The sequence below is a fragment of the Streptomyces sp. NPDC045846 genome (assembly GCF_056431605.1).
This window is the reverse complement of the sequence record NZ_JBWKKJ010000001.1, coordinates 310,237-326,379: the sequence shown is the minus strand read 5'-3', so window position 1 is coordinate 326,379 and position 16,143 is coordinate 310,237. Positions and strand designations below refer to the sequence as shown.

The 16,143-nt window shown below is 73.3% G+C and carries 15 protein-coding genes and 1 pseudogene; 6 read left to right on the top strand and 10 right to left on the bottom strand.

Annotated features, from left to right (window positions below; genetic code table 11):
- The first annotated feature begins 6 nt into the window (after window positions 1–6).
- Both AC07F3_RS01500 and AC07F3_RS01495 read left to right on the top strand, forming a co-directional pair.
- The gene (locus tag AC07F3_RS01500; RefSeq protein WP_479109348.1) at window positions 7–564 is read left to right on the top strand and encodes a GNAT family N-acetyltransferase; all 558 of its coding nucleotides are present in this window, start codon (window positions 7–9) and stop codon (window positions 562–564) included.
- Window positions 565–833: 269 nt separating this feature from the next.
- Entirely contained in the window at window positions 834–1,808 is a 975-nt protein-coding gene (locus tag AC07F3_RS01495; RefSeq protein ID WP_479109346.1) for a glycoside hydrolase family 6 protein, read from the top strand.
- 400 nt (window positions 1,809–2,208) lie between these two features.
- Here the strand turns inward: AC07F3_RS01495 and AC07F3_RS01490 are convergent, their stop codons facing one another.
- The 7 genes from AC07F3_RS01490 to AC07F3_RS01460 all read right to left on the bottom strand — a co-directional run bounded on the left by AC07F3_RS01490 (window position 2,209) and on the right by AC07F3_RS01460 (window position 9,180).
- Window positions 2,209–2,388 carry a hypothetical protein gene (locus AC07F3_RS01490; RefSeq protein ID WP_479109344.1) on the bottom strand — a complete coding sequence of 60 codons (180 nt, stop codon included), beginning with the start codon at window positions 2,386–2,388 and terminating at the stop codon, window positions 2,209–2,211.
- A gap of 60 nt (window positions 2,389–2,448) precedes the next feature.
- Complete coding sequence (locus tag AC07F3_RS01485; protein WP_479109342.1) at window positions 2,449–2,784, bottom strand: hypothetical protein; 336 nt, start codon at window positions 2,782–2,784, stop codon at window positions 2,449–2,451.
- 560 nt (window positions 2,785–3,344) lie between these two features.
- On the bottom strand, window positions 3,345–3,539 hold the full coding sequence (locus AC07F3_RS01480) for an antitoxin (protein ID WP_479109341.1): 195 nt from the start codon (window positions 3,537–3,539) through the stop codon (window positions 3,345–3,347).
- Window positions 3,540–3,688: 149 nt separating this feature from the next.
- Complete coding sequence (locus AC07F3_RS01475) at window positions 3,689–5,002, bottom strand: LmeA family phospholipid-binding protein (protein ID WP_479109339.1); 1,314 nt, start codon at window positions 5,000–5,002, stop codon at window positions 3,689–3,691.
- A 123-nt stretch (window positions 5,003–5,125) separates the two neighbouring features.
- A complete protein-coding gene (locus AC07F3_RS01470; protein WP_479109337.1) occupies window positions 5,126–6,472 on the bottom strand; it encodes an amino acid permease in 1,347 nt (448 codons plus the stop codon).
- 69 nt (window positions 6,473–6,541) lie between these two features.
- A complete protein-coding gene (locus AC07F3_RS01465) occupies window positions 6,542–8,665 on the bottom strand; it encodes a phage holin family protein (protein ID WP_479109335.1) in 2,124 nt (707 codons plus the stop codon).
- 107 nt (window positions 8,666–8,772) lie between these two features.
- Entirely contained in the window at window positions 8,773–9,180 is a 408-nt protein-coding gene (locus AC07F3_RS01460; protein WP_479109333.1) for a hypothetical protein, read from the bottom strand.
- Window positions 9,181–9,437: 257 nt separating this feature from the next.
- Between AC07F3_RS01460 and AC07F3_RS01455 the strand changes: the two genes are divergently transcribed.
- Together AC07F3_RS01455 and AC07F3_RS01450 are read left to right on the top strand one after the other, a co-directional pair.
- Window positions 9,438–10,208 (top strand): MBL fold metallo-hydrolase, encoded by a 771-nt coding sequence (locus AC07F3_RS01455; RefSeq protein ID WP_479109331.1) that lies wholly within the window; start codon window positions 9,438–9,440, stop codon window positions 10,206–10,208.
- Window positions 10,205–10,879, top strand: coding sequence for a DedA family protein (locus AC07F3_RS01450; RefSeq protein WP_479109329.1), 675 nt, complete (start codon window positions 10,205–10,207; stop codon window positions 10,877–10,879). Before AC07F3_RS01455 ends, AC07F3_RS01450 begins: the two co-directional genes overlap by 4 nt.
- 278 nt (window positions 10,880–11,157) lie before the next feature.
- Here the strand turns inward: AC07F3_RS01450 and AC07F3_RS01445 are convergent, their stop codons facing one another.
- A complete protein-coding gene (locus tag AC07F3_RS01445; RefSeq protein WP_479109327.1) occupies window positions 11,158–12,375 on the bottom strand; it encodes an aminotransferase class I/II-fold pyridoxal phosphate-dependent enzyme in 1,218 nt (405 codons plus the stop codon).
- Window positions 12,376–12,498: 123 nt separating this feature from the next.
- Window positions 12,499–13,209, bottom strand: coding sequence for an ANTAR domain-containing response regulator (locus AC07F3_RS01440; RefSeq protein ID WP_479109325.1), 711 nt, complete (start codon window positions 13,207–13,209; stop codon window positions 12,499–12,501).
- Between the two features lie 90 nt (window positions 13,210–13,299).
- On the opposite strand from AC07F3_RS01440, the gene AC07F3_RS01435 reads away from it, so the two are divergent.
- A complete protein-coding gene (locus tag AC07F3_RS01435; protein WP_479109323.1) occupies window positions 13,300–14,679 on the top strand; it encodes a PAS domain-containing protein in 1,380 nt (459 codons plus the stop codon).
- On the opposite strand, the pseudogene AC07F3_RS01430 reads toward AC07F3_RS01435, so the two are convergent.
- A pseudogene (locus AC07F3_RS01430) lies at window positions 14,636–15,424 on the bottom strand (RNA polymerase sigma factor SigF); the annotation flags it as partial. The gene AC07F3_RS01435 and the pseudogene AC07F3_RS01430 sit on opposite strands and share 44 nt — an antisense overlap.
- Window positions 15,425–15,706: 282 nt before the next feature.
- Here AC07F3_RS01430 and AC07F3_RS01425 point away from each other — a divergent pair.
- Window positions 15,707–16,093 carry a CBS domain-containing protein gene (locus tag AC07F3_RS01425; RefSeq protein ID WP_479109321.1) on the top strand — a complete coding sequence of 129 codons (387 nt, stop codon included), beginning with the start codon at window positions 15,707–15,709 and terminating at the stop codon, window positions 16,091–16,093.
- Window positions 16,094–16,143 lie beyond the last annotated feature (50 nt).

Sequence of the window (16,143 nt, the reverse complement as noted above, 5' to 3'; positions counted from 1 at the left end):
GCATTGATGACGGTGAATCTGCGGGTGGCGGCGACGGCGGAGTCCGGCGGGCTGGTGTTGCGTCCCTGGCGGGCGGACGACGTTGAGTGGGTCGTCGAGGCGTACGCCGACCCGGCGATAGCCCGCTGGACGAGCAGGCCGATCGACAGCCCGCAGGAGGCACGACGGTGGCTCGACGTGGAACGGCAGGGCCGGGAGAACGGCACGCGGATCGGCTTCGCGGTCTGCGAGGAACAACCCGGCCTCGCGGAGGGAAAGCTGATGGGGAACGTCGTGTTGAAGCGGAACGCCGGAGGCGGGCGGGAGGTCGCCGAGGTCGGCTACTGGACGATGCCCCGCGCCCGGGGCCGGGGCGTGGCCCCCCGCGCCCTGGAAGCGCTCTCAGCGTGGGCCTTCGACGCCTTCGCGACCGACGGGCTGAGCCGCCTGGAACTGATCCACCAGGTGGACAACCTCGCCTCATGCCGCGTCGCGGAGAAGACCGGCTACCGCTTCGACCGGATCCTTCCCGCCCAACCGCCCTACCCGAGGGACGGCCACCTCCATGTACGCGCGGCGGGCTGAGCCCGACCCAGCGGGCGAGCCCCGCACCGGCGCCGCTTCCACACGCAGAGCGGGCAGAGCGGGCAGAGCGGGCAGGCCGAGCGTGGCCCAGCGGGCGGGGCCCGCCGACGTCACGTCCAGGCGCGCGGGGTGGGGCGGTGCCAACCCGCTCCGGGAGGCGGCGGCCGACGTGCCCGGCCGTTCCTCCGTACGGCCCAGGATCTAGGGGCGGAGCGGGGTCGGGATGCCAAGATCTCCGCATGTGGTGGGTTCGGCATCCCTGGAGTCCCATGTCCCGCAGGTCACGCTCCCTTGTCCTCCGCGGCCTGGCGGCGCTCGTCGCCACGCTCTCGCTCGGATTCGCCGCCCCGCGGGCAACGCCCGACGATCCGTATCCCGGCCCCTACTGGGTGAACCCGGTGTCATCGGCCGCCACGCAGGCCGCCGAGTGGCGCCGCACCGGCCGGACCGCGGACGCCGCGCTGATCGAGCGGATCTCGCTGCGGCCGCAGGCGGAGTGGCCGCGGGCCGAGGGGGTCGAGCAGTCGGTGCGGAGCCTGACCGGCGCCGCCGCGCTCGCCGGGCGGGTCCCGGTCCTCGTGGCGTACAACATTCCCCACCGCGACTGCGACGGCGAATCGCAGGGGGGCGCCGAGGACGCGGACGCCTACCGCGTGTGGGTCGACGCCTTCGCACGCGGCATCGGCGAGCACCCGGCCGTCGTGATCGTCGAGCCGGACGCGGTCGCCCAGCTGGTGAGCGGGTGTGAGAGCGCTCCGACAGAAGAGCGGCTCTCACTTCTCGCCTACGCCGTGGGCCAGTTGAAGCGCGGGCCCGCGACGAAGGTGTACCTCGACGCCGGCCACTCCGGCTGGATCAGCGACCAGTCGACCCTGACGGGCCCACTGCGGGAGGCGCGGGTGGACCAGGCCGACGGGTTCTCGCTCAACGTCTCCGCGTTCCAGACGAACGCGGCCAGCGCCGAGTACGGACACCGGCTCTCGGCCGCGCTCGGCGGCAAGCACTTCGTCGTCGACACCAGCCGCAACGGCAACGGGCCCTACTCCGGCACCGACTCCTGGTGCAACCCGCCCGGCCGGGCCCTCGGCATCCCGCCCACGGCGACCACCGGGGACCCGCTGATCGACGCCTACCTGTGGATCAAGCGACCTGGAGAGTCGGACGGCGCCTGCCGCGGCGGTCCGGGAGCGGGACGCTGGTGGCCCGAGTACGCACTCGAACTCGCCCGCGGGGCGAGCGCATGAGGTGCGGCGGGAAGCAGGTGCGAGTTCGGAGTGAGGCCGCCGCGACGGGGTGAGGCGGGGCTCGCGGGGTGGGGTTGAGGCGGCCGCGGGGTACGGGGTGAGACGGTCCGTCGGACGGATGGGGTTGGAGTTGAGGTGGCTGCCCGGGTCCGCCGGGGTTGAGGCGCCCCGCAGGGCCGGGGGGGTGCCCGAGGTGGGCGCATGGCGGGATGGGTGCCTGAGAGCGCTCTCAGGCACCCATCCCGCTTCCTCCTTGCGCGCCCTCCTGGGGTGCGTTCGCACCAGCTCCGCGAGCGCCCCCTCCGGTCCCGTCCTCACCGGCCCATGGGGCCACTCTCAAGACCGATTCCTCAGCCTCGCGAGAGCGCTCTCACGCGCCGGCCCCGCTCGGCCCCCGGGACTAGCGGCGATCCCGCCTGCGGTCTTGGTGCCGACGCTCCTGCGGCGGGCGCCCGTCCTCGCCCTCGCTGCTCTCGCTCGGGTTCGTCGCTTGTTCGGGAGTGCCGGTTCCGGTGGGCCGGACGCGGGCGGCGTCGGCTCGGATCATCGCGTTGAGCGCCGCGAAGGGATCGATGGGCATGACTGAACCACCTTGCTGCGTAAGGGAGTTGGCTGACCGACCTGGTTCCTCGCGGAACGGTCAGCAGCGCAGCACCACGCAGCGCACCCCCGTCGCCCGGGTGGGCCGGCGGGCGTGGTCGTACGGAGCGGAAGGAGAGGGCGCCGATGCCGGTCGTGGCTCGCCGGAGATTGACGGGCGCAGGGGTCGTGCGCAGCGGTCCGACTGTACGGGGAGCACCGCTTCGGCCGCGTCCGGCGGGCTCTCGCTCGACGGCTCCGGCATGACCGACATCGCGGCCGTGTCCACCGTCCGCCCCTCGCAGGCCTGCGTCTCGGGCGCCGCCCCGAACAGCACACCGAGCACCAGCAGCACCATGAGGGTGCGGCGCAGGGCGGCGAGGGAGGCGGACGGCACGACGACAGCTCTGCCCCTCCGGCCCCGTGACGTGCCGCGATCTCCGGCAGATCCGCTCGACCGGGTGACTCCTCTTGGCAGTGCCGGTGCGTCATTGCAGTCCCAGTGCGTCCTGGCAGTCCCCCTGCGCCTTGGCAGTCCCAGTGCGTCCCGACTCGCCGGTCTCTTTGGCTGATCGGCTCACACCACGCGTCGAGCCTCGCGATTCCGGCTACGACGGCGGCGGGCCCTCGGCGGATGGCCTCACGCCGTGCCGCATGCCGAGGTACTGGCCCCGGTGCCCGAGGTACCAGCCCCGGGGAACGCAGGCGCTCGGAGCCTCAACGGTTCCGCCGCGCGGAAGATGGGCTCACGCTGTGTCCCACCCCTGAGGCACCAACCCCGGTGCCTGAGGTACTGGCCCCGACGACGCAGGCCCTCGGAGCCTCAACGGTTCAGTCGCCGTCGGATCCGGGGTCGTGGTGTGAGGCCCGGAGTCCGTCCCGTACACCACGGACCCGCCCTCGACGGCGGTCGCTGGGACCGGCGAGGGCGGAGTCGTGGTCACGCCCGTGCGGGGTCTAGCTCTGCGGCGGGGGGCCCTGCGGCTTGTCGGAGCCCAGCTGCTCGTTGAGCCGCTGCTGAGCCATGTCGACCTGGCTCTGGTACTTGTTCCCGGTCTTCGCGTCGAACGCGTCGCCGGCCTTCTCGACTCCCTGCCGTGCGGTGTCCTCGTGACCCTTGAGCATGCCCTTGAGCTTGTCGAGCATCGACATATCTGCCTCCTTGCGGATGCTGGCACACCCAGCATCCGCGCATTCGCGGAGGTTCGCACCCCCAGACGCGACCGGGCCCGGTCCGGCCCGCCTCCCAGCGGCTCAGGGCCGGGCCCCGGGGGCATTCGTCCCCGTGCGGCCCGGTCGGGCTAGTGGTCCTTGCCCACCGCGAGCTTCATGCCGGAGACGGTCGCCACGATGCCGTCCTTCTCGACGCGTACGCCGCGCAGGCGCAGGTCCTGTGCCTCCTTGGGCAGGGTGAACGAGAACGAGAGGCGGTCGGACAGCTCAGGGGGGCGCATCGCGAGCAGGTCGGTGATCAGTTTCGGATCGATGCCGACCTTCGACAGAAGCCAGGGGTGGTCCACCACCACGTCGACGAGGTTGACGTGCATCAGCTGGTCGAGGAACTGGGGCGTCCCCACCAGCGCGTGGAGTTTCGCCTCGTTGCGCAGCGCCAGGTCGACGTCCTGTTGCGGCACGCCGAGCCGCTCCACGACGGCCGGTACCGCGAGGAGGGCCTTGACCCGCGCCGTGTCCCGGCTGATGAGTTCGGCGGTCTCGCGGTGCAGCGTCAGGCCCCTGTCCCGGCCCGGGCGGTAGGTGGCGATGCCGGGCATGTCGAGGCTCATGCCGTCGATGTCGGTGGACAGGCCCTGGTCGCCGACGAGCCGCAGCTGGGCCTCCGCGCTGACGCGCAGTTCCTGACCCGCGATGGTCAACTTGCCGTCGGCGCCCACCGTGTTGTCGCCGCGACGGCTGAACTTGACCTGGGACGCGGCGAGTTCGCGGTTCATGTCGTCGAAGGAGAGCGTGATCTCGCCGTCGAGGTCGCCGATGACCGCGCCGCGGATGTCGCTCGGCAGATCGCCCGTCATCCGGATGTCGCGGGCACTGGCCCGTACCTGCGCGAGCGACACCCGGTCGGCGGGCACGTGCGGCACGGTGACGTCCACGCGCTCCAGGCGCTTGTCCAGGACCTGGGTGAGGAAGGGGAAGCCGTGGATGTCGACCTGGGGCGCGGCGGCGAGGTGGAGGTCGTTCTGGAGCGCTTTCTGCGCCTTCTTCTCCGCGTACATGGCCGCGCAGCGGTCCGCGAGGACGAGGAATCCGGCGCACAACGCGAGGGCGGACAGCAGCTTCGCCACGCGGGGCAGGGCGGCGAACGGGCTTCGGCGGCGCCTGCGGCCGCGGCGGCCGTTGCCCGGTCGGCGGTGGTCGGGCGGGGCCGAGAAGAAGTCGTCCTCGGGCTCGGTGCCCACGGCGCGGAGCGGGATGAGCGGGCCGGTCAGGGTGTCCGCCGCATCGTGTGGCGCGGTCCCTTCCGGTATCGCCCCCGGGGCGTGCGCGGGCCCGGTCCAGGGTTCGTCGCCCGGGTGGGGGTCGGGCTCGGGGTCGGCCAGAGCGGCGAGTTCGTCATAGGGGTTGCGGTAACGGGGGTGCATGCGTGTGGGGGTTCGCATCGGCTCATCCCACCACACATGATCCACTCGTACGCAACCCGCTCCTGGCGGTACGTCCGAAATGGCCCGGCCCGTGACGCCCGCGCACCGCTCGCACGGCACGCGGGCGTGGCGAACAACACGTCAGGCGGCGGTCCGCTCCTGGGCGTGCTGCTTGCGGGCCGCCATCCACGCGTACACGAGGACGCCCGCGAACAGGAACAGCACGCCCTGGTAGACGGCTTCGTACCCGGAGCCCGCCACCAGCCACATCGAGAAGCCGAAGGCGAGCACGGCCAGGACGCTGTCGCGGACCAGTCGCGAGCGGTGAACGCGCTCTCCCTGGCCGGAGGCGAGGAAGTAGATCTGGGCGGCGGTCGACAAAAGGTAGGGCACGGTGGCCGTGAAGGTGGTCACCAGGACCAGGATCTCGAAGACGCCCTTGGAGCCCGCCGTGTAGTTGTAGACCGTCAGGAGCGAGGCGAGGACGGCGGTGACCAGCACGCCCACGGTCGGGACGCCGCGCTTCCTCTTCCCGAACACCTGCGGGAAGAGGCCGTCCTTGGCGGCGGCGTACGGGGTCTGGGCGCTCAGCAGGGTCCAGCCGTTGAGGGCGCCGACCATGGAGACGAGGGCGGCGAGGGCCACCGCGGTGCCGCCCCAGGAGCCGCCGAACATGGAGTTCACGGCGTCGGTGAAGGGCGCGGTGGAGCCGACGAGCTTGTCGTGCGGGACCGTTCCGAAGACGGAGAGCGTGCCCAGGAGGTAGATGACGGCGGCGCCCAGGGTGCCGAGGATGGTGGCGCGGCCGACATTGCGGCGCGGGTCGCGGACCTCGCCCGCGCTGACGGCGGCGGACTCGACGCCGAGGTAGCTGAAGAGCAGGATCGCCGCGGAGGCGGATATCGCGCCGAGCCCGGACTGCCCGCCGCTCTGGAAGGGGCCGAGGTTGGCGGGGTCGAAGAAGAAGAGGCCGCCCACGGCGACCAGGAGCAGCGGGGCGAACTTCAGGACCGTGGCGAGGAGTTGGACCGCTCCGACGTACCGGGTGCCCGCGAGGTTGGCGAGCGCCGGGAGCCACTGGAGCAGCAGGGCGGCCGTGATCGTCGCCGCCTTGGACTGGTGGACGGGTATGAGCACGTCGAGGTAGCCGACTGCGGCGACCGCGAGGGCGGCGTTCGAGACCCAGGTGGTGATCCAGTAGGACCAGGCAGCGAGGAACCCGGCGAAGTCGCCGAAGGCCTCGCGGGCATAGACGTATGGGCCGCCGGTCTGCGGGTGCCTCTCGGCGAGTCGGCCGAAGACCAGGGCGAGCGTGATCGCACCGGCCGTGAGGACGGCGAACGCGACCAGGCTGATCGTGCCGAAGGGCGCGACGGAGGCGGGCAGCAGGAAGATCCCGCCGCCGATGATGTTGCCCATGACCAGAGCGGTCGCGATCGGCAGGCCGAATTGCCGGGCGTGCTTGCTCTGGGTTTCGTGCGTGGTCATGGTGGGTGGGGGCGCCTCTCGTACGGGACAAACCTGACCATGGTCGGGTACGTGAGGCACCGCACCAAATCAGTTGGTTTTGTCCTGCGAGGCGAGGCCGACAACCGGAAAAGGTCCTTCCGGTCGGTGTGTTGACGGCGAATTCTCCACCCCGGCCGATGCCCCGGCACCCACTGTGACCTGCGGTCCCCGGGCTTCGCGCAGCCAGCGTCGCAGGACGTGGTGCACCTGCTCCGCGCCGACCAGTTCGCCGCCGTCCGGCACCGGTTCGCTCAGGTCGAGCGGGGAGAGCAGGAAGGGGTGGGACTGCTCGCCGCCGAGCCCGCCGTGCGAGCCGATCTGCTCCTCGAAGGCGTGCACCTGCCCGGTGGCGGGGTCGTACATCGAGTTGACCATGATGTCGGCGGTGTGCGGGAAGCTGTCCGTGCGCCGCACGGAGTCGGCCGCGCCGCGCCCGAACCCTTCCAACGGCCCCTGCCCGTCGGCGAGTTGGTGCAGCGGGACCTCGCTGCCGCCCCGGCCGAGGACCACCGCTCCGTGCTCCTGGCTGCGTACGAGGAGGAAACCGATGCCGGGATGGTTGGCGAGGGTGGCGAGCAGCGCCGGGTGGCGGCGGTCGATGTGCTCGCGGGTCAGGCGGCCCTCGGTGTCGGGGAAGGAGATCAGGCCGAGGTTGCCCGAGGCCAGCACGACCGGGTCCGACTGCGGCACGGGCGCGCGTTCCTCCCCCTCCTCGACCGGCCGGTGCAGCGCGACCCGTACCGCGTACCTGGCTTCCGCTCCGCTGCGGGTGCGGCGGGCCCGGCGCGGCACGGGCAATCCGCAGCCGGCCCGCACGAGGTCCTTGAGGGTGAGTCCGAAAGCGCTCTCAAAGGTCTCGCCGGGGCTCTGTCCGTGGTCGGAGAGGAGCACGATGCGGTAGGGGCGGGGGGCGTGCGAGGCGGCGCCGGCGATCAGGGCGAGGGAGCGGTCCAGGCGCCTGAGGACCTGGTCGGTGTCCCGGCCGCATGGCCCTGAGTGGTGGGCGACCTCGTCGTAGGCGACCAGGTCGGCGTAGACGGCGGTGCGTCCGGCGAGCATGTCGCCCATGACGGCGGCGACGACCACGTCCCGTTCGACGACCGTCGCGAAGGCGCGGATGAGCGGGTAGAGGCCGCCGCGTTTGATGCGCGGCGAGGCGCCGGCGAATCTGGCCCTGCTCGACTGGGCGATCTCCCGGGCGACCTCGGCGACGAACGAGCCCGCGGTGCGCACGGCGTTGGCGGGGTCGGAGAAGTAGGCGAAGTATCCGGCGCGAGAGCGGTTGCGGCGGCCGCGCCGGGCGGCCGCCGTCAGGACCAGCGCGACCTGGTCGGCGCCGCCGGAGAACAGGTTGCCCCGGCTGGCTCCGTCGACGGTGAGCAGTCCGCCGTCGCCGGTGCGCTCGACGGCCCGGCGCTGGAGTTCGACGGCGGAGGCGGGCCGGTTGGAGACCATCACCTCGCCGCGTTCCTTCTCGTACCAGCGGAAGGCGGGCACGTCGAAGGTGGAGCCGTGCAGGATGCCGAGCTGGCTCGCGCCGGTCTGGCTCGACCAGTCGGTGCGCCAGGGTGTGAGCCGGTGGGTGCCCTTGAGCCAGGTCGCGACGGTCGGCATGAGGCCCGCGTCGACGGCGCGGCGCAGGACCTGTTCGCCGACGCCGTCGAGCTGGATGAAGACGATGCCGGGCGGTCGCGGCACCGGGCCGTCGCCGTGTCTGCGTCTGCGGCGGTCGGCGAGGCGGGACAGCCGGCGCCGGTAGGCGTCGTCGTCGCGTACCGCGAGCGCGGCCGAGGTCGCCGACGCCACCGCCGACATCACGGCGGCGACGATCACCGCGGTCTCGGGCTCGGCGGCGCCCCGGCCGGTGGGGATCAGCCGGAGCGCGATCAGGAGCAGCGAGCCGTTGAGGAAGAACACGAGCAGGCCGAGCACGAGGGCGGGCACCAGCAGGAAAGCCCGCACCACGAGCGGCCAGACCAGCGCGCTGAGCAGGCCGAACGCGCCCGCGCCCCAGGCCGCGGTCAGCGCGACCCGGGTGATGCTGTCGCCGTTGTCGGAGGTGAGCTTGAAGTCGGGCAGGATCCCGGCGAGCACCATCATGGTGAGCGTCGAGACGACCCACACGACGATCACCCGCAGCAGGGCGCTGCCCGTCGTCCGCCATCGCCCCACGCCGCCCGCCTCTCACCTCGCCCGTTCCTTCCCACCCTGCCATAAGGGGGGAAAGCGGCCGCGGCGTGCCGTTCGGCGGGAGCTCGCGGGCTCCGACGCGGCGGGGGTCAGCAGCCGTCGTATCCGGCGGTGGGCATCGAGAGGCGGCGGTGGATGTGGGCCTTCTTGGTGGCGTCGTAGGCGGGCTCGTCGAGCCCGGCCGTCTCCAGGCGCACCCCGCGCCGTTCGCACTCGGCGGAGAACTCCGGCACCGACGTCAACGCCCGTGCCAGCACACGCTCGTTGGGGGCGACGAACACGTCGACGAGGCCCGCGTCGACGTCCGCCCAGAGGCCGACGTGGTCCGGACGCAGACCGTAGAAAAGCAACTGCCTGGTGACTACGTAGCCCCGGCCCGCCGCCCACTTCGCACACATCTCGTGCTGGCTGCGGGTGTCCACCAGAAAGGGATCGAGATCGAGTTCTTCCAGCGGGGTCAGACTGGCGATCGCCGCCACACGTACGCCGTCGTCCATCGCCGTCCCCCTGGGTGAGCTGTCGGGGCCGACCCTACTCCCCCATCACGGCGGCGAGGAGCAGCCGCAGGAGTGGCAGATCTTCCAGCCGTCCTGGCTCACCGCCAGGACCCCTCCGCAGCGCGGACACTGCTCGCGGTGCATGGTCACGGCACGCCTCCCCTCTGGTGCCGGGGTGACTACCCCTACTGCAGTGCTTTGCGCGCGCGGAGATTTAGGCTCGTCATCAACCGTCGTCGAGCGGAGGAGAGGATTTCGTGCCGGTGGAGGTCACCTGGTGGGGTCATGCCACCTGCACGATCGAGGAGTCCGGGACGCGTCTGGTGACCGATCCGCTCTTCGCGCGGCGCCTCGCGCATCTGCGGCGGCGCCAGGGCGACGTGCCGCCGCCGGAGGCCGCCGTGGCCGACGCGGCGCTCGTCTCCCATCTGCACGCCGACCATCTGCACCTGCCCTCGCTGGCGCGGCTCGCGCCCGGCACTCGGCTGATCGTTCCGGCCGGGGCGACGCGTTCGGTGCCGGGGCTCGCTCGGCTCGGCCTGCCGGTGACCGAGGTGCGGCCCGGCGACTCCGTCGGCATCGGCACGCTGCGGGTACGGGCCGTGCCCGCCCGGCACGACGGACGCAGGCTGCCGGTGGGACCGCACCGCTCCCCCGCGCTCGGCTACGTCGTCGAGGGCGGGGCGCGCACCTACTTCGCCGGGGACACCGGCTTGTTCGCGGGCATGGCGGAGGCCGTCGGACCGGTGGACGTGGCGCTGCTCCCGGTGGGCGGCTGGGGCCCCCGCCTGGGGCAGGGCCATCTCGACGCGGGACGCGCGGCCGAGGCGCTGGCCTCCTTGGGAGCGCTCTCGGCGGTGCCCGTGCACTACGGCACGTACTGGCCGGTCGGCATGGACGCGGTGCGGCCGCACGAGTTCCACGCGCCCGGCGACGAGTTCGTACGCCAGGCGGCGAGGCTCGCGCCGAAGGCGACGGTGCACCGGCTCGGCCACGGCGAGAGCGTACGTCTGGAGGCCACGCCATGAGCGCGGGAGGGATGCTCGCCCTGGCCGCCACGGTGACCCCGGAGTCGACCCAGCAGGCGGTCGGCTACCCGACGCTGTTCGTTCTGGTCGTGCTCGGGGCGCTGGTTCCGGTGGTGCCCACGGGGGCGCTGGTGTCGACGGCCGCGGTGGTGGCCTTCCACCAGACCGCCTGGTTCTCGCTGCTGCTGGTGTTCGGGGTGGGCGCGCTGGCCGCGTTCCTCGGCGACGTCGCGCTGTACTGGCTCGGGCAGCGCGGGGTGCGCTCCAGGAACGGCTCCCGCTGGCTGGCGGCGCTGCGGGGCCGGGCCGCGCCGGACCACCTGGACCAGGCCCGCCGCAAGCTGAACGACCACGGGGTGGTCGTCCTGGTCCTGTCCCGCCTGGTGCCGGCCGGGCGGATCCCGGTGATGCTGGCCTGCCTGCTCGGCGAGATGCCGCTGCGGACCTTCGTCCGCGGCGACATCCCCGCCTGCCTCGCGTGGGCGGGCGCGTACGGCCTGATCGGCATCCTCGGCGGCTCGCTCTTCGACGAGCCGTGGAAGGGCGTGGTGGCGGCCGTCGTCCTGACCCTCCTGATCAGCGGCGCCCCCGCGGGCTGGCGAAGGATGCGACGGGCACGGCGCGGACGGGTGGCCGCCGCGGGCGCGGGTGACGGGGCCGGGGGCGGGTGACGCTGTTGGCTCGCGGAGGGCGGGTGGGCTGAGGGCTCCGGGGCGACTGAGAGCGCTCTCGGCGTTCGGGGGCTCCGGGGGCTGCGATCCGAGCCAGCGTGCGAGAGCGCTCTCACACGTCCTCGGCCTCCCCCGCCCCGAGAACCCCACTCCCGGACCACGGCCCGGAGAGCGCTCTCGACCTCCGCCGACGCCACACCCGAACCCCAGTCCCGACGCGCGAGAGCGCTCTCTCACGCGCCCTCCCGCCCAGTGGGCCCCCGCGCCCAGCACCCCCCTCACCCCAACCCCCCAAGCACCTCCCCGAATCGGCTCAACGCCTCGCGTACGTGCGGGAGTTGCAGGGGGTCGGGGGCCGCCAGGGATTCTCTGCGCTGGTCTTCGGTCGAGCCGAGCAGGGGGGCGGTGGACAGGCGGGCACGCAGGGCGCCGAGGTCGTCGTCGAAGCGGTGGCCGCCGGGGGCGGGGGCGGCGAGGCGGGCCGTCAGGTAGTCCTCCAGTTCCATCGAGTCGGTGACGCCGCGTGCGGCGAGAGCGGTGCGGAACGGGCCGAGGTCGACGTAGAGATGGCGTCCGGCCTCGGGAGGCCTGGCCAGGGCGCCCGCGTCGAGTACGGCGTGGTGGGCCGCGGCCGCGACGCGGGCGTGCAGGGCCGCGGCCCGGCGCATGCGGTCGACGACGGGGACCGGTTCGGTGAGGGCGAGGGTGGCGGCCGTGGCGATGGGCGCGGCCACGACCGCGCCGAGCGCGGCGAGGAGGTCAAGGGTGCGGGCCCGGCGCGGGGCGGCGGCCTCGGTGTCGGGGAAGCGGGCGATGGCCGCGGGCCAGCCGGGCGGGGTGAACGCGCCGCCGAGGTCGCACAGGACGGTCACGTCCTCGGGGCACATCTCGGCGGGGCTGAGCGGCACCGTGTCGTGCGGGCGGTGGACGGTGTCGCGCCAGGTTTCGTCGCTGATGATGTGCAGCCCCTCGTCCACGGCCGCCTCGCAGGCCTCCCGTACCGTCTCGGGCGGCGCCACGGTGGCGGTCGGGTCGTCGGCGACACAGAGCAGCAGGAGTCGGGGTTCGCCGCCCTCGGCCCGTACCCGGCGAACCGTTTCGAGCAGGGCGTACGGATCGGGTACGCCGCCGCACTCGGCCGGGGTGGGCACGTGGTAGGCGGCCCGGCCGAGCAGCCTGGCCTGCGGGGTCCACCACGCCGGGCACGGTCGGGGCATGAGGACGTCACCGCCGTACGCGCCGAGCAGGGCGGTCAGGAGGGGCTGGGCGCCGGGGGCGGCGACGATCCGGTCCGGGGTGGTGGGCAGTCCGCGTCGGCGCCAGTGGTCGCGGGCCGCCCGGCGCAGTTCGGGACCGCCGCCGGGCGGCTCGGGTTCGGTGCGCTCGGCTCCGGCGGCGAGCGCGGCGGCGAGTTCCGGGAGTACGGGCAGCCCCGGGCCCGGGGCGGGTGGGCCGTAGCGCACCGGCCCGCGCCCTTCGGCGGCCGTCCCCTGCATGCCGTTCCCTCCTTGGCCCCGTCCGGCGCGAGCCATGCCTTTCGCGAGCCATGCCTTTCATGCCTTTATACGGAGGTTTGGCGCGGGGCGCCGCTTGTGCGGGTGGCGGGCGTCCGGCGGGGGTCAGTCGGCCGGTGCCGCCAGCGCCGAGAGTTCTGCTTCCAGGCCGCGGCCCTTGGTGCGGACGACGGCTTCGGCGACATCGGCGAGTTTGCGGTTGGTGCGCTGGGAGACGGTGCGCAGGATGGCGAAGGCCTGGTCGGCCTCGCAGGCCAGGACGTGCATGACGATGCCGCTGGCCTGGTCGATGACCGGGCGCGAGCGCAGCGCCGTCTCCAGTTGTTCGACTTCGGCGAGGGCCGCGCGGTAGCGGCGGTCGCGGATCAGGGCGGTGGTGGTCTCCTGGGCCAGGGCGCCCACCGGGCCGCGGACGAGGGGGGCCAGTGAGCCGGGGCGGAAGCTGTACAGGCTGACCGTGACCTCGATGCCGGACCGGCAGAAGGGGAGGGTGACGCAGGAGCGTACGCCCGATTCGAGGGCCAGGGCGCGGTAGCCGGGCCAGCGGTCCTCCGTCAACAGGTCCTCGCTGTCCACGGGTTCGCCCGCGCTGAGCGCGCTCGGTATCGGCCCGTCGCCGCAGGCGAGCTGGACGGAGGCGAGCGGCGCGAGGTCGGGGTGGGTGGCGGTGACCCGGGGTTCGGGCCCGCTGTCAGAGAGGGTGGCGACGGCCCCGCAGCAGGCTGGCGCGCAGCGCATGGACTGTTCGGCGAGCAGGGAGAGCCGTCGGGCGGTGCTGATGGTCTCGGGTTCCTGGTGTTCCGGCTCGGTCAGCATCGCGAAGACCTCCTCATGCTGCGGTTTCCCGGCCCGCGGGGCCCGAAACGGTGGGCCCCGGGCACCGGCGCGGGGGGTTAGCTTTCTCCCATGACGCAGACGGAGGACGACTTCGGCGAGGAACTGGCGGATTTCGTCAGACGGGTGGGCGAGCTGCGCACCGCGCGCGCTCGCCCGGCCGGGGAACGGTCGACGGTGCTGGACGCGGCGCTCTTCGAACTCCAGCATGTGGCCGAGCAGTTGTGGCCGCGCTACGAGCGGATCATGGCCGCAGCCGGGACCCCTTCAGCGGTGGAGCGGCAGGAGCGGCAGCTGTTGAAGGCTCTGTTCCAGCGGTTGCCGTTGCCGGTGGCGCTGGTGGACCGGGAGACGGTGGTACGCCGTCTGAACTTCGCGGCGACCGGCCTGACCGGCGTCCGTGCGGGGTATGCCACGGGGCGGCCGCTCGCCGCGCTGCTCACCCCGGGCGACCGGGCGGCGTTCCGCTCGCAGGCCGCGGCGGTGGCCCGCGGCGAGGGCGACCGGGGTCTCACCGTGCGGCTGCAACAGCGGCCCGAGGAGCCCCTGTTGGCGACGTTGACGGCGTTGCGGCCGCCGGACGAGCCGCAGTCGGCGGTGCTCGTGGTGTTCCAGGCGGGCAGTGCGCGCGGCTCGGCGGCCGCTCCCCCGCCGCTGGAGCTCCCTGATCTGGCCGAGTCGACCCGGCACGCCGAACTCGTGGACGTGATCGACCTCATGGCCTCCACACTGTTGCAACTTGCGCCTGGAGAACGGGGGTTGGTGCTTGGCGGGGCCGCGCGCGTGCTGTGCGGCCGGTTCGCGGACTGGATCGTGTGCGATCTGATCGAGGGCGGGCTGCGCCGTGCGGTGGTGCTTGGCCCTTCGGGTCCGGCGGCAGCTCCGCTGCTGCACGCGGTGGCCGGGCAGGACCCGGCAAGCTGTCCGTTGGTCGTGGAGGCGGCGCGGGCCGGGAACGGGGCTCTCCAGGTCCAGCCCGAGGACGCCGACGGCTTCGGGCACGATCCCTCGGGGACCCCGGTGCTCGCCCGTGCGGAGGTGTCGTCCCTGATGTGTGTGCCGCTGGGGGCGCCGGGGCCGGTGACGGGGGTGCTCACCCTGTTCCGCACGGGGTCGTCCCGCCCCTTCTCCATGGCGGAGGGGCGGGCGATGGACGTGATGGCCCGTCATATCGCACTCGCTATGCGGCGTCCGGCTCCCGATATTCCTGACGGGACGGCAAATTCCGGTCCGTGCACGTCAGTTGATCCGCCCGAGGAGTCCTGCGCGGCCGTGACGCCCCCTTCGCCGGGGGCGCCGCGGCCCTCAGCTTCGCCTTCGCCTTCCCCTCCGGACGCTCGCCCGCCTCGGCCCCGTCCCGCGCGGAGCGATGAGACGGGCGGACCGGCCGCCGCTGATCGTCGTGCGGGTCCCGCAGGGCCTGGTCCCGCAGACGGGTGCAGCAGCGCGTGAGGAGCCGGGACACGTGCATCTGTGAGATGCCGAGGTCCTCGGCTATCCGGCTCTGGGTCATGTCGCGGAAGAACCGCATGTAGAGGATCTTGCGTTCGCGCTCGGGCAGGCAGCGCAGCCCGCGCTTGACGGACTCGCGGTCGACGACGGTGTCGAGGGCCGGGTCGGCGCTTCCGAGCGAGTCGCTCAGGCTGTAACCGTCCTCGCCGCCGGGGAGTTCGGCGTCGAGGGACAGGGCGCTGAAGCTGTCGATGGCCTCGAGTCCGGCCCTGATCTCCTCTTCGGTCATCCCGGTGTGCGCGACGAGGTCCGCCACGCTCGGCCGCTGTCCGTCCGCGCTCGCGGCGAGCTCCTGCGTCGCCGCGCGCACCCGTCCCCTCAAGTCCTGTACGCGGCGCGGCACATGGAGCGTCCACATGTGGTCGCGGAAGTGCCGTTTGATCTCGCCGGTGATGGTGGGCACGGCGTAGCTCTCGAACGCGGCGCCGCGGCTGGGGTCGTAGCGGTCGACGGCCTTGACCAGGCCGAGGGCCGCGACCTGGCGGAGGTCCTCAAGGGCCTCGCCGCGGTTGCGGAAGCGTCCGGCGAGCCGCTCGGACATGGGCAGCCAGGCGCGGACGAGTTCCTGGCGCAGCGCGTCCCGTTCGGGGCCTTCGGGCAGTGCCGCGAGCCGTTCGAAGGCGGCGGCGGTCCTCGGTGCGTCGTCGTGCGGATGCCTGTGCTTCGCCGTGGTGTTGGTACGCATATGCGATCCAGCTCCCTGAAACGGTGCGGCGGATGGTTGTCACCGGGGAGCCTGCGGCCGGGCAGCGTGGCGGCACGCCCGGAGCGGACAGCCGCTCCCACGGACGTGCCTCCGGTCCGAAGCACGAGGTTCGCCTGCCCTGAGTCCGCAGGACCAAACGTGCTGTTGTGCGAAAGGCGCCGGGGGCGTGTTTCCCCCGGCGGGACCCCGGTACCCGGTCCCGCGCGTGGGGCCCGACGGGGCCGCGCCACGGCGGGATCGAGGAGGACGGGGCGTGAAGTCATGGCACGTTTCGTGCGGGATGTGATGACGGTGGGCGTCTGCGCGGTGCAGGGCGACGCCTCACTGGTGGAGGCGGCGCGGCTGATGCGGGCTCAGGGCATCGGGAACGTGCTGGTGACCCGGGCCGGGCGGGTCATCGGGGTGCTGACGGACCGGGACATCGCGCTGCGGGCGGTCGCCGAGGGCGTCGATCCGCTGGCGGTCAGCGCGCAGGCGGTGTGCACCCGGGCGCCGGTGTGCGTGGGCCCGGACGACGAGGTGGCCGAGGCGGTGTCGCTGATGCGCCGGCACGCGGTGCGCCGGCTGCCGGTGGTGGCGCAGGGGCGCCCGTTGGGCATGGTGAGCCTCGGTGATGTGGCCCGCCGTGCCGAGGGGCACCCGGTCTGAGGGGCGGGGCCGCGTCGCGCGGTCCGGCCGGACGGGAGCGCCCCGCCGGG